The sequence below is a fragment of the Roseateles sp. P5_D6 genome (assembly GCF_054049415.1).
Genome location: NZ_JBFUMK010000005.1, coordinates 213,786 through 227,026 on the forward strand (window position 1 = coordinate 213,786; position 13,241 = coordinate 227,026).

The window sequence follows — 13,241 nt, forward strand, 5'->3', positions numbered from 1 at the left end:
CCGTCGGCGCATCTACCCAAAGTGCGGACTTACGCACATGGATCGTTGAGTCCGTCCGCCAGTTTGGAGCACCGAACGTCCCCAAAGTCCACGCCGGCGTTTCGACTGGCGGAGCCAGATCGCGGAGACGGCGCAGCCGGCTTCGCCTCGGACTCGTGTCAATAACTGTACGACCTCAGATCTGTCCCGCGTCGGTTACGCGGCACCGTCAGATGGAAGTCTCGGATATTGCGACATGGAGTTGCCCCGCCAATTCTCCGTAATCCCACTCTATCAAATTGAGCACCGCCAGCGCTTCGCCACGAGTGATTCTGGAATCGACGGCGCCAGTTAAACGGTCACTAGGAGATCTAATTTCCCGCTGGAGAATGGCTGATAGCGACCGAAGCTCTGCAACCTTAACGGCCATCTTGTCCACTCCGAGTTCTTTGGCCCTGCTGTATCCCGTAGACAGAATAATCCATCTAGCTAACCAAGCAGCTTTTGGGCACGCTAACCATGTCAAATACTCGTCGCCACCATTCTTGTCCAGCATTACCGCAAAAGAATCTCCCGCCTGCCTTTCCTTGCGGCGGTCACGCTCTCTATCAATGATTACAAAAAACGCTGACAGCGCAAAACCAATCATTCCTCCAACCAAAATAGCATGTCGCCCGATGCTCACGCCGAACAACAACGCCATCAGGTATTTGACGCCCACCCCAACACCCCACAAAACACCGCCGACGATAGCCAAAAGAATAAGGCCCACGATGACCTCTGTCATCATTTGAGCGTTAAGCAGTTTCCGGATGAATGAAAGCCGTATTCTCTGTGGCTCAGCACGAAGCGAATATACGGCCGGGATCATCAAATAGAGCACACACAGCATCAATATCAGCAATACCGTTACTTTATTTGCAGTAGAGCTGTTTAAAGCCCAGTCGCGAAATAAGCTCAGGTCCCAATTTGACATTGAAACGCGATCCAACTGGGAAGAGCCGCCGCCAAGAAGCGACTCAAGCGCGAATGCCGCAGATATGTACAAGCAAAATCCAACAATAAATATCGTCAACCCAACGTCGGGTGCACCCTTGAGGCGGATGGACGGCCGCAATCTATATTTCAACCAAAGCAATGATCTCAACGGAAATATAAATATCTCAACAAGCCATTTGAAAGCACATGAAAACTTCCAAAGTACCAAGCTACGCCGAAAAACATGCTCCGCGCCCAGTTCGAAGGGCAGGCGTGCGGCGAGAGCTTCGAGCCGAAATATGTCCGCTCGCCCCTTTGCACTAACCACACCGTCCGCAAGCCGCTGTAGAACTGCGTCACGCACAATTCGATTTATGGACCCACGGAGCAATGTCACTTGTGCAAAGGCTTGACTCTGGGCGCGTCTCGTTCCAGATTTAAAAGATTCGCTCAGATAGCGGGAAAGCAAATCGGAAGGCAGCAAGCCGCCAAGTGCAAGAATGTTGATGCGATCGATGGAATCTCCTCGATCCCATCTTCTGGAGAGGAAAGTTTCAACCGCTTCAATCAACTCATCTGGAATAATATCCGCACGTCGAGCCAAGCCGTCATGCAACAGTTTGAGAAGCGCAGTTGTTTCGGTGCCCCACGTGAAATAAGCGCCAGAATCACTAGCTGGAGGCAGCGCCTGATTTTCCGAGTCCAAAGCGTTCGCTGCTCGAAGCAAGTCAAGAGCTGCTGCGAACATGCCCTCCAACACGCCTACCTCTTGGGTTTCCAGCAATGTTACGGAATATTCCCGCCATCTTGAATCGACAAGCAGATCACGCCCCTGTATCAGGCTCGGGTTTTCCACAAGATATTGAACAAACAACGCCTCTTGATATCTTCTGTGAGAAAACGCAAATCGCCGATCCCCAGGGGTCGCATTTGGCACATCGGCTCTCGCAATCTTAAAGTCCACCATTGCGGAAACGAACTTTGATATATCCCTTCCTGGAACTTGCTCGGCGGGCAGGTAAGCTGCCACCTGGTCCACGGTTGGAGATAAACCTATGGTCGGTTCTTCAGCAAAGAGTCGAGCTACGCGCTGAGATCCCTGCAACAATTGGGCTGGCGTCAACCCATATTGCTTTGATAGATACTGGCGATCCTTCCCTGCCAGTCGTTGAATATGTAAAGCCAACAACTGAAAGTCGTTGCTCGGAGCCTTGTTTTCCTCCTTAACGTATCTACAAAGCAATGTTAGGAAGAGCGGCGTGCGCGTAAGCGCAACTGATGTGCTCGTCAGATGGTGCAGAACCATCGTAGCTTGTTCTGATGTTAGGAAAGCGTTCGCGACCAACTCCTCCTGCTTTTCCCAATTCAAACTAAGTATTCTGAACTTTTTCCAGGGCAGAGCTTCCGGCCCCTTAAATTCTCTCGAGGCAAGAATGCCTTTGCAATCGCCCATTCCATCAAGAAACTGGCGAATTGCTTCAGAGAACGCCTTAGTTGTCGGATCCCCACTTTTTGCGTGCAAGACCGCGGGGATTTCGTCGAAGGAATCGAAAAGAAAGTACCAAATACCGCGCTCGCGATAGTCGTCCCAGTTTTTTCTAACAAAGTCAGAAGTGTCAGAATCGCCGCGCCGAACATTATCAAGCACGAAGTCCCGAATCGCATTCGCATCAATTCTTTGACCTTCTTGAAATTCAAGCTCTCGCAGATTCACATAAAGCGGAACGATTGCCTTCTTGTCATTTGACCGCTTGCCTCGCGCCGCAAGTTCAGCCGCGAGATGCCTTAATGCAACGCTTTTACCAGCACCTGGCTCACCGGTTAATTGAATAGCACGTTCACTGCTACTCGAAATGGCCTTGATTAGCGACGTTTCCTTCCTCAATCCTTGAGATCTTTTGCTGATCATTCTATGGAACGGAGAAATATAATATCCACCTTCCGTTTCCACCTCAGCCTCTAGATCAGTGAAGTATTGATCGTTCCAACTTTCTGCTTTCGCAATATACGCAAGATCGGCTTCAAGCACGGCGCAGAACTGCTTACGCCGGCGCACTCGCACCTTGTCCTCAGGGTTAAGGAACAGAGGCAGACCGCTGGATTTGTAGACCTCAAGTAGCTTCGAAAGCGCTTCCGCAAACTTTGTTAGCGCCTTAGTTGCGACATATATCGCAATAGCGACGCATATTATTGCGGTGGCACCCATCATTAGCCATCGCCACGTATCTGTTGCTCCGGCCCAATTCCATAAGGTATCAAATACCTTGAGCGCCACATCAAATGCTGTTGCCGACGTTTCTTTTTTTTCAGCCATGGCCACCTCCGTAGCGTCGATCGTATCGACGCCCTTTGAAGGCGGCATTAGGGCGTATACGCGGCGCAAAAGGACATGTCTGCAAGTCACCTCTTGATTGACGGAGTCCAAAGTGGCTACATGCCGGCTACATGGAGCTGCGCCATGAATCACGACTTGAGCAAAGTCGGTCGCAAGCGCTTGATTTTATTGGTAGGCCGTGTTGGACTTGAACCAACGACCAAAGGATTATGAGTCCTCTGCTCTGACCAACTGAGCTAACGGCCCCCGGGGAGGAGGCGCGGATTCTAGTCAGGGACGGCTCACCGCTGACTGAGCGCCTGCCCCACCATCCGCGACGTGATGTCTACGATCTGGATCATGCGGTCGTAGGCCATGCGCGTCGGGCCGATGACGCCGAGCGTGCCCACCACCTGGCCGTCGACCTCGTAGGGCGCGCTGACGATGGACAGTTCCTCGTAGGGCACGACCTGGCTTTCGCCGCCGATGTARATSCGSACGCCCTCGGCGCGGCTGGAGGTGTCCAGCAGGCGCATCAGTTGCGTCTTCTGCTCGAAGAGATCGAAGAGGCGGCGCAGGCTGCCCATGTCGTGGCTGAAGTCCTGCACGGCCAGCAGGTTGCGCTCGCCGGAGACGACGACCTGCTCCTGCTCCTGCACCATGGCCTCGGTGCCGACCTGCACGGCCGCGCTCATCAGCCCGGCGATCTCGCCGCGCAACTCGTCCACCTCATGACGCAGGCGTTCGCGCACGGCTTCGAGCGTGAGGCCGGCATAGTTGGCATTCAGGCGGTTGCTGGCTTCGGCGAGCTCGGACTGGCTGAGGTCTTGTGCGGTGAAGATGACGCGGTTCTGCACGTCGCCATCGGGTGCGACGAGGATGACGAGCACGCGGCGCTCGCCCAGGCGCAGGAACTCGATGTGGTGGAAGACGCTGGCCTTCTTCGGCGACGTGACCACACCCACAAAGCTCGACAGGTTGGACAGCATCAGCGCCGCGCTGGCGATGACGCGCTGGGGCTGGTCGGGCTGCAGCCGGGCGGCATCCACGCCAATGAGGCCGGGCTGGGCCGTCAGCATGGTGTCGACAAAGAGGCGGTAGCCGCGCGCCGTGGGGATACGTCCGGCGCTGGTGTGGGGGCTGGCGATGAGGCCGAGTTCTTCGAGGTCGGCCATCACATTGCGGATGGTCGCCGGGCTGAGTTCCAGGCCCGAGGCTTTGGACAGCGTGCGCGAGCCGACCGGCTGCCCGTCCGCGATATAGCGTTCGACCAGGGTTTTCAGCAGGGATTTGGAGCGCTCGTCGAGCATGCCCGCATTCTATGGACAGCGCTGTTCTGCCCGGGATGTGCAAACCCCCTGTGGTGTAATTTGCCGCATGGCCGAGCGCTTCAGACATGTCGCCATCGTGGGCAAGCATCAAGCGCCTGGCATCGGGCCGGTGCTGGAGGAGATTGCCCAATTTTTGTGCAGCCAGGGCTTGGATGTCTCGCTGGAAGCGGACACCGCGCTCAACACCGGCCTGACGGGCTATGAAGCGCTGTCCAACGACGAGCTGGGCCGGCAATGCGACTTGGCGGTGGTCATCGGCGGTGACGGCACGATGCTCGGCTTCGCACGGGACATGGCCCGCCACGGCATTCCGCTGGTGGGCATCAACCAGGGGCGGCTGGGCTTCATCACGGACATTCCCATCGAACGCTGGCGCGAGTCATTGGCGCCAGTACTGGCAGGCGACTACGAAGTCGAGCCGCGGGCGATGCTGGAAGGCGCGGTCTGGCGCGACGGCGAATCCATCTTCTCCGGCCTGGCACTCAATGACGTGGTCGTGAGCCGCGGCGGCAGCTCCGGCATGGTGGAGCTGAAAATCGAGGTCGGCGAACAGTTCGTCGCCAACATGCGCGCCGACGGCCTCATCGTGGCCTCGCCTACCGGTTCCACGGCCTATGCGCTGTCGGCCGGCGGGCCCATCCTGCACCCCGGCATCGCCGGCTGGCTGATCGTGCCCATCGCGCCCCACACCCTGTCCAACCGGCCCATCGTGCTGCCTGACCTGGGCGAGGTGCGCCTGGAGATCGTCGCCGGCCGCGATGCCTCGGTGAATTTCGACATGCAAAGCCTCGCGAGCCTGCTGCACGGCGACACCATCACCGTGCGGCGCAGCCAGCACCAAGTGCGCTTTCTGCACCCCAAGGGCTGGAGTTATTACGCGACGCTCCGTCGCAAGTTACGTTGGTACGTCTAGATGCTGCGGCACCTGAGTCTCAAGGATTTCGTCATCGTTCCCGCGCTGGAGCTCGACTTCGAGCCCGGCTTTGCCGTGCTGACCGGCGAGACCGGCGCTGGCAAGTCCATCCTCATCGACGCGCTGCAGCTGGCCCTGGGCGGCCGCGGTGACGCTGGCGTGGTGCGCGAGGGCGCGGCCAAGGCCGAGATCTGCGCCGAGTTCGACACGCCGGCGCATCTGCGCGCCTGGCTGGACGAGGCCGGCTTCGACTGCGACGACACGCTGCTGCTGCGCCGCGTCATCGACGCCGCGGGAAAAAGCCGCGCCTGGATCAACGGCGGCGCCGCCACGCTGACCCAGCTGCGCGAGCTGGCCGATCACCTGCTCGACATCCACGGCCAGCACGCCTGGCAGGGCCTGACCCGCCCCGCCGCCGTGCGCGAGCTGCTGGATGGCTTTGCGGGGCTGGACACGGCGCCGCTGGGCCGTGCCCACGCCGCGTGGAAGCAAGCCGCCGAGGCGATGCAAAAGGCCCAGGGCCAGCAGGCCGACGCGCTGCGCGAACGCGAGCGACTGGCCTGGCAGATCGGCGAGCTGGACGGCCTGGCGCCCGCCGAGGACGAGTGGGAGGAGCTGAACGCCGAACACGGGCGCCTGTCGCATGGCCAGTCCCTCATCGACGCAGCCAAGTCGGCCCTGGATGCGCTGGACGAGGCCGAGCCCAGCGCCCAGTCCCTCGCCGGCGGCGCGCTGGACCAGCTCGAACGCGTGCTCGACCACGACGCCCGCCTGCTGCCCGCTGTGCAGGCCCTGCGCGACGTGCAGGCCCAGCTGCAGGACGCCAGCCACACGCTGTCGGCCTATCTGCACAAGGCCGATCTCGACCCGAACCGCCTGGCTGAGCTGGACGAGCGCGTGTCGGCCTGGATGACGCTGGCGCGCCGCTACCGCCGCCAGCCTCACGAGCTGCCGGCCCTGCTCGCGCAATGGCGCACCGAGCTGGCCCAGCTTGACGCCGCCAGCGACCCCACGCTCCTCGAGGCGGCCCTCGCCGCCGCGCGCCAGGCCTTCGACGCCGAGGCCCAGGCCGCCAGCCGCGCCCGCAAGAAGGCGGCGCCCCAGCTGGCGTCCGCCGTCACGGCGGCGATGCAGCAGCTCGGCATGGCGGGCGGCCAGTTCGACATCGCCTTGAACCCTACCGACGGCCCGCAGAGCTTTGGCGTCGAATCCGCCGAATTCCTGGTCGCCGGCCATGCCGGCAGCACGCCGCGGCCGCTCGCCAAGGTGGCCTCGGGCGGCGAGCTGTCGCGCATCGCGCTGGCCATTGCGGTGACGGCCAGCCAGGCTGCAACCGACAACGCGCCCGGCACGCTGATCTTTGACGAAATCGACGTCGGCATCGGTGGCGCCGTCGCCGAGACCGTGGGCCGGCTGATGAAGCAGCTCGGCCATTCGGCAACCGGCCTGCGCCAGGTGCTGGCCGTCACCCACCTGCCCCAGGTGGCCGCGTGCGCAGACCGGCATCTCGTCGTCGCCAAGGCCTTGCAAGGCACGAGCACCGTCAGCTCCGTCAGCCCCGTGGCCGGCGAAGCCCGCGTGGCCGAGATCGCCCGCATGCTGGGCGGCGAGCGCCTGTCGTCGACCAGCCTGGCGCATGCGCAGGAGATGCTGGACGCGTCCACGGCGATCAAGCCGCGCAAGGCCCGGTCATGAGCATGGACACGGATCTGCACGGCGACGTCGTGCTGCTGACCGGCATGTCCGGCGGCGGCAAGTCGGTGGCCATGCATGCCCTGGAAGACGCCGGCTATTTCTGCGTGGACAACCTGCCCGCGGAGCTGCTGCTGGACTTCCTACGCCTGGAGCAGCAACGCGGTGAACGCCGTGTCGCCATCGCGGTGGACGTGCGCTCGGCGAGTTCGCTGCCGCTGATGCTGCCGCTGCTCAAGGACCTGCGAGCCACCGGCGTGCCGGTGCGCTCCATCTTCCTGGACGCCAACAACGAGGCGCTGATGCGGCGCTTCTCCGAGACACGCCGGCCTCACCCGCTGCGCGAGGACCGCGACACCGGCTTCGGCGCGCTGGAAGGCGCGGCCGATGACAGCCACCGCCTGTTGCTGGACGCCATCAAGCTGGAGCGCGAACTGCTCGGCGGGCTCAAGGCCGAGTCCACCGTCATCGATACCAGCCAGCTGCGCCCGGCGCAGTTGCGTGCCTGGCTGGGTGATCTGGTCGGCCCGCACGTCGGCGCCAAGCTCACCCTGGTTTTCGAGAGCTTCGCCTTCAAGCATGGCGTGCCCAGCGACGCGGACTTCGTCTTCGACGTGCGCGTGCTGCCCAATCCCTATTACGACCGGGAGCTGCGCCCGCTCAACGGCCGCGATGCGCCGGTGGCGGCTTATCTCGCAGCCCAGCCCGAGGTCGGCCTGATGATGGGCCAGATCGCCGGCTTCCTGTCGCGCTGGCTGCCCAATTTCGCGGCCGACCAGCGCAGCTACCTGACCGTGGCCATTGGCTGTACCGGTGGCCAGCACCGCTCCGTGTATCTCGTCGAGATGCTGGCGCGCCAGTTCAGCCACCACGGCCATGTGCTGAAGCGCCACCGCGAGCTGGACGCAAGGTAGAGCCCCTCGCTCGGCCCGGTGGGAAGTTCAGAACAAATGTTCTAGACATCGCGTTCTAGAACGTTTATTCTGAACCCATGAGTCGAACCCCTTCCTCCAAGCCAACGGCGGCCGAGCTGGACCTGCTGCGCGTGCTCTGGCGCCTGGGCCCCGCCGATGCGAAGGCCGTGCACGAGGCCCTGCTGCCCGAGCGGCCCGACGCCACCTATGCCACCGTACTGCGCCAGCTGCAGGTGATGCACGGCAAGGGCCTGCTGACCCGCGACGAGAGCCAGCGCCCGCAGCTCTACGCCCCCGTGCACGCCCAGGACAAGCTGCAGCAGTCCCTGATGAAGGACTTCATCAGCAAGGCCTTTGCCGGCTCTGGCAAGGCCCTGGTGCTGGCAGCCCTGAAGAACCACGTCAGCGCCAAGGAGCGCGCGGAGATCCGCCAGTTGCTGGCTGGAAAGGGAGATGAAGCCAGATGAGCCTCGACATCGCCATGATTGCCTGGGGCTGGGCCCTCGTGAACTTCGTCTGGCAGGGCGTCGTCGTCGGCGCCGCCGTGGCCTTGCTGCTGGCGCTGATGCGCGGCGCATCGGCACGCTGGCGCTATGCCGTCTGCGCGGCCGGCCTGGGGCTTTGCCTGGGCCTGCCGCTGGCCCAGTGCCTGGACCTCGCACCCGCCGACGCCGAATTCATCGGCGAGCTGCCGCCGCTTGCTGAGCAGATGCCGGCCCTGGTCAGCGCCTGGGCCCTGGGCACGGCGCTGATGCTGGCGCGGCTGGCCCTGGGCCTGGCCTGGGTCGGCCGTGCGCGGCGGCGCAGTATGCCGGCACCGGCCGAATGGCAGGCGCGGCTGGACGCTCTCGCTCGACGCCTGGGCCTCAAGCGACCCGTCCCGCTGCGCCTGCTGCCCGACCTGGCCGGCCCCATCGCACTGGGCATGTTCAGGCCCTGCGTGCTGCTGCCTGCCGCCCTGCTCTCCCGCCTCCCGGTAGATCTGATCGAAGCCCTGCTGGCGCACGAGCTGGCTCATGTGCGGCGCTGGGACTACGCGGCCAACCTGCTGCAGAGCGCCGTCGAGGCCCTGCTCTTCTTTCACCCCGTCGTCTGGTGGCTGTCGGCGCGCATGCGTCATGAGCGCGAGCTGGTGGCCGACGAGATCTCGGCCGAGCTGCTCGGTGATTCACGCCGCCTGGCCCTGGCCCTGCACGCCCTTTCTGAAATGGATTGCTCCGATATGACTCCCTCTCCCGCGCTCGCCGCTCGCGGCGGCGACCTGCTTGCCCGCATCGAGCGCCTGCTCGCGCCGCGCCCCCAGGCCACGGGCTGGAAGCTGGCTCTGCCGGCCCTGCTGATCGCCGCGACCAGCTTCGTCGTGCAGGCCAAGGGCCGTGAGCCGGTCGAGCCGCCGCCCAGCCCCGTGGCCATCGAGGCCGAGGCGCCGCCGGTTCAACAACTGCGCCTGCCCGTCAATGCCAAGCACGTCGTCGTCATCGACGACGCCACCGGCAAGGTGCTGATGGCCCGTGACGCCGACACCGTCGTGCCGATCGCCTCGCTGACCAAGCTGCTGACGGCCATGGTCGTGCTCGACGCCAAGCTGGACCCGAACGAGAAGCTGCGCATCACCAGCGACGACGTCGACACGCTCAAGCACAGCCGCTCGCGGGTTCGCGTCGGCACGCAGATGAGCCGGCAGGCCGCGCTGGAGCTGGCGCTGATGGAGTCCGAGAACCGCGCCGCCGCGGCGCTGGCGCGCACCTTTCCCGGCGGAGAGGCCGGCTTCGAGAAGGCCATGCAGGCCAAGATCCGCGCGCTCGGCCTGAAGCGCACGGCCATCACCGACCCGACCGGCCTGTCGCCGGCCAATACCTCGACCGCCACCGAGATGGCGGCCATCACGGCAGCGGCGGCGCGCTACGGCGAGATCGAGCGCATCACCAGCGTCAAGAAGGCCAAGGTGCCGGTCGACGGCCGCCAGCGCGACGTGCGCAACACCAACCGGCTGGTCGGCGCCAAGGGCTGGAACATCCGCGTCTCCAAGACCGGCTATACCGAGGAAGCTGGCCGCTGCCTGGCCATGCGCATCCTGAACGGCAAGCGCCCGGTGACCGTGGTGCTACTGGACGCCGACGGCTCGGCCAATCGCCTGCGCGATGCAGCGCTGATCCGCAAGTCGCTGGCCCGCCAGGTTTTCTGATCGTGCAGCGCCGTCATTTGCTTGCGGCCAGCAGCGCCGCCCTGTCCTGGCCCGCCTTTGCGCTGGACTTCGCAGCCCCAGCGGCGCCGGCTGTGATGCGCGCCAGCGTGGACCGCATCGTCGACATCGCCGTCGGCATCCGCCCTTTTCGCGCCCAGGGGCCGCGCATCGAGGTCGAGAGACGCTTCGGCAAGACCGTCGTCCACCACTACGGCCACGGCGGAAGCGGTTGGTCACTGTCCTGGGGTTCGGCCCAGCGCGCACTGGCGCTGATCCAGTCGCGCGGCGGTCGCCCGGGTGAGCGCATCGCCGTCATCGGCTGCGGCGCCATCGGCCTGACGACGGCGCGCACCGCCCAGCAGGCCGGCTACAAGGTCAGGCTCTACGCCAAGGACCGACCACCCCGCGTGCACTCCTCGGCCGCCACCGGGCTGTGGACGCCGGACTCGCGCATCGTCACCAGCGAACACGCCAGCGAGGCCTGGACGGCCGATTGGGAAGCCATGGCGCGTGCCTCGTTCAAGGTGCACCAGAGCTATCTCGGCCTGCCCTCCGGCCCCGTCGAATGGCATGACGGCTATGTCGTCGCCGACGAGGGTTTCGATCAGGCCCTGCCCGGCCACATCGGCGAGCCCGACTATCCGGAGCTGTCGTCGCGCATCGCCGACCTGCGCCCGCAGGGCAAGGCGCTCTCGGCCGCGGAGCATCCTTTTCGCAAACCGCACGCACGCCGCTTCACGCAGCTCATCTTCAACATCCCGGCCTACCAGCGTCTGCTGCTGGACGACTTCGCCCGCGACGGCGGCGAACTCGTGCAGCGCGAGTTCCGCCAGCCGCGCGACTTTGCCCGCCTGCCCGAGCGCGTCGTCGTCAACTGCACCGGCGACGGTGCGCGCAAGCTGCTGGGCGACACCAGCATGACACCGGTGCGCGGCCAGACGGCTCGACTCATTCCACAGCCCGAGGTGGACTACGCGCTGATCTATCGCGGCCAGAACCTCGTCGTGCTGCCGCGCCGTGACGGCCTGCTGGTCGCGGCCATGGGTGAGCACGACTTCGGCAATGACGACCTGCGCCCCGACCGGGCCCAGAGCGAGGCCGCGGTGCAGCGGCTCGCCGGCCTGTTCTAGAAAGTCTCCCAATCGCCCTCGGCCTGGCTGGGCGCGGGGGCTGGCTTGGGCGCCGCAGTGACTGGTGCGGGCCTGGCTTGAACCGCGGGGCGCGGTGCAGGTTTGGGAGTCGCAGCGCGGGGCGCCGTGGCGGGTCGCGCTGCCGGCTTGGGCGTGCCGCGTGGCCCTGGCGCCGCAGCGCCCGCATCCACGCGGAAGGCCGCCACCGCCTCGGCCAGCTTGGCCGTCTGCATGCGCATGCTCTCAGCGGCGGCCGCTGTCTGCTCCACGAGAGCCGCGTTCTGCTGCGTGGCCTGGTCGAGCTGGCTGACGGCCGCGTTGATCTGGCCCACGCCTTCGCTCTGCTCTCGGCTGGAGACGGTGATCTCGCCGACGAGGTCGGTCACCTTGCGCACCTCGTTGACCATCTGGCCGATGGTTTCGCGCGCGGCCAGCACCTGGGCGCTGCCGCTCTCGACCTTGCTGACGCTGTCACCAATGAGGCTCTTGATTTCCTTGGCCGCCTCGGCGCTGCGCTGGGCCAGCAGGCGCACCTCGCCGGCCACGACGGCAAAGCCGCGGCCCTGCTCGCCCGCCCGCGCCGCCTCGACTGCCGCGTTCAGCGCGAGGATATTGGTCTGGAAGGCGATGCCGTCGATGGTGCCGATGATGTCGGAGATCTTGCGGCTGGAGGTGGAGATCGCGTCCATGGTCGTGACGACCTCACCGACAGCGGTGCCGCCGGCGCCGGCCACTTCGGAAGCATGGTTGGCAAGCTGGTCAGCCTGGCGGGCGTTGTCGGCATTGGCCTTGATCTGCGCGGCCATCTGCTCGACGGAGGCGGCCGTCTGCTCGAGGCTGGAGGCCTGGCTCTCGGTGCGCGCCGACAGGTCGGCATTGCCCTGGGCGATCTCGGCCGCTGCGACGCTGAGCTGGTCGCAGCCCAGGCGCACGCCCGACACCATGCGCGCCAGGTTCTGCGTCATCTCGTCCAGCATGGTCAACAGCTGGCCGAGCTCATCGCGCGAGCTGCTGTGCAGGCGCTGCGTCAGGTCACCGGCCGCCACAGCCTTGACTGCGTCGGAAGCGCGCTGCACGGGGCCGGTGATGGAACGGGTGATGGACAGGGCCGCCAACACGCCGATGACCAGGGCCACGAGCGATGCGATGCCGAAGATCCACAGCACGCGGCGGTAGGCACTCTCGGCGGAAGCGGTCGTCACGCCGGCCAGCTTCTCGTTGTAGTCCCACCATTTGCCGACGTTCTGGCGCAGCGGCAGGAAGACGGTGCGGGCGGCCCCATTCATCTCCCGGGCTGCCGTGCCCTGGGTCGGGTCGGCGGCACTCTCCTCTGAAGCCTTGAGGACTTTTTCCTGGCCCGCGAAATAGGCCTCGGCGCCCTCGCGCACCGTCTTCAGCAGCCCACGATCCTCGTCGTCGGCGGCCAGCAGCTCATAGTCCTTCAACCGCTGGCGGACGTCGTCGCGCGCCTTGACGATCTGGCCAGAGAGTTCCTTCTTCTGCTTGTCGTCGTCCGTCAGGATGTGCTGCTGCTCGTACCTCCGCGCGTCGGAGATCGCACCGTCGATCTGGTGAATGATGCGCAGCGACGGCAGGATGTTCTCGGGGTAGTACTCGGCGTAGTAGTTGATCGACTTCGCCAGCAACGTGCCGACAAAGGCCATCGCCAGCATCAGCGCCAGCAACACGAAGAACGCCAATCCCAGGCGCGTTCCGACGCGCAGATTCTTCAGTCCATCCACGGCTGTCCCCTTGTCGTTGTTCGAGGGACTGTGCCCCTTTCGCCGTGGGCAGGCAATGCGTGT

At 64.4% G+C, this 13,241-nt stretch carries 9 protein-coding genes and 1 tRNA gene; 6 read left to right on the forward strand and 4 right to left on the reverse strand.

All coding sequences use genetic code 11. From position 1 onward, the window contains the following. Positions 1-208: 208 nt before the first annotated feature. From ACXJKM_RS08685 to hrcA, 3 genes are all read right to left on the reverse strand, one after another. Positions 209-3,271, reverse strand: a complete 3,063-nt coding sequence (locus tag ACXJKM_RS08685) for an NACHT domain-containing protein (protein WP_457351665.1) — start codon at positions 3,269-3,271, stop codon at positions 209-211. Between the two features lie 190 nt (positions 3,272-3,461). Beyond that, positions 3,462-3,538, reverse strand: a tRNA-Ile gene (locus ACXJKM_RS08690). A 35-nt stretch (positions 3,539-3,573) separates the two neighbouring features. Further along, positions 3,574-4,581 carry a heat-inducible transcriptional repressor HrcA gene (hrcA, locus tag ACXJKM_RS08695; RefSeq protein ID WP_457351667.1) on the reverse strand — a complete coding sequence of 336 codons (1,008 nt, stop codon included), beginning with the start codon at positions 4,579-4,581 and terminating at the stop codon, positions 3,574-3,576. 67 nt (positions 4,582-4,648) lie between these two features. Here hrcA and ACXJKM_RS08700 point away from each other — a divergent pair, with 67 nt between their 5' ends. The 6 genes from ACXJKM_RS08700 (at position 4,649) to ACXJKM_RS08725 (ending at position 11,436) form a co-directional block, all read left to right on the forward strand. Beyond that, a complete protein-coding gene (locus tag ACXJKM_RS08700) occupies positions 4,649-5,515 on the forward strand; it encodes an NAD kinase (RefSeq protein ID WP_056193829.1) in 867 nt (288 codons plus the stop codon). Then, positions 5,516-7,210 (forward strand): DNA repair protein RecN, encoded by a 1,695-nt coding sequence (recN, locus tag ACXJKM_RS08705; protein WP_457351669.1) that lies wholly within the window; start codon positions 5,516-5,518, stop codon positions 7,208-7,210. Then, complete coding sequence (gene rapZ, locus ACXJKM_RS08710; RefSeq protein ID WP_457351671.1) at positions 7,207-8,121, forward strand: RNase adapter RapZ; 915 nt, start codon at positions 7,207-7,209, stop codon at positions 8,119-8,121. The genes recN and rapZ overlap by 4 nt, the downstream gene beginning before the upstream one ends. Positions 8,122-8,198: 77 nt before the next feature. Next, positions 8,199-8,588, forward strand: coding sequence for a BlaI/MecI/CopY family transcriptional regulator (locus tag ACXJKM_RS08715; protein ID WP_457351673.1), 390 nt, complete (start codon positions 8,199-8,201; stop codon positions 8,586-8,588). Beyond that, a complete protein-coding gene (locus tag ACXJKM_RS08720; RefSeq protein WP_457351675.1) occupies positions 8,585-10,306 on the forward strand; it encodes a M56 family metallopeptidase in 1,722 nt (573 codons plus the stop codon). The genes ACXJKM_RS08715 and ACXJKM_RS08720 overlap by 4 nt, the downstream gene beginning before the upstream one ends. A gap of 2 nt (positions 10,307-10,308) precedes the next feature. Beyond that, positions 10,309-11,436 (forward strand): FAD-dependent oxidoreductase, encoded by a 1,128-nt coding sequence (locus ACXJKM_RS08725; protein WP_457351677.1) that lies wholly within the window; start codon positions 10,309-10,311, stop codon positions 11,434-11,436. Here ACXJKM_RS08725 and ACXJKM_RS08730 read toward each other — a convergent pair. Continuing rightward, positions 11,433-13,178, reverse strand: coding sequence for a methyl-accepting chemotaxis protein (locus ACXJKM_RS08730; protein ID WP_457351679.1), 1,746 nt, complete (start codon positions 13,176-13,178; stop codon positions 11,433-11,435). The genes ACXJKM_RS08725 and ACXJKM_RS08730 overlap by 4 nt on opposite strands. Between the last annotated feature and the right edge of the window lie 63 nt (positions 13,179-13,241).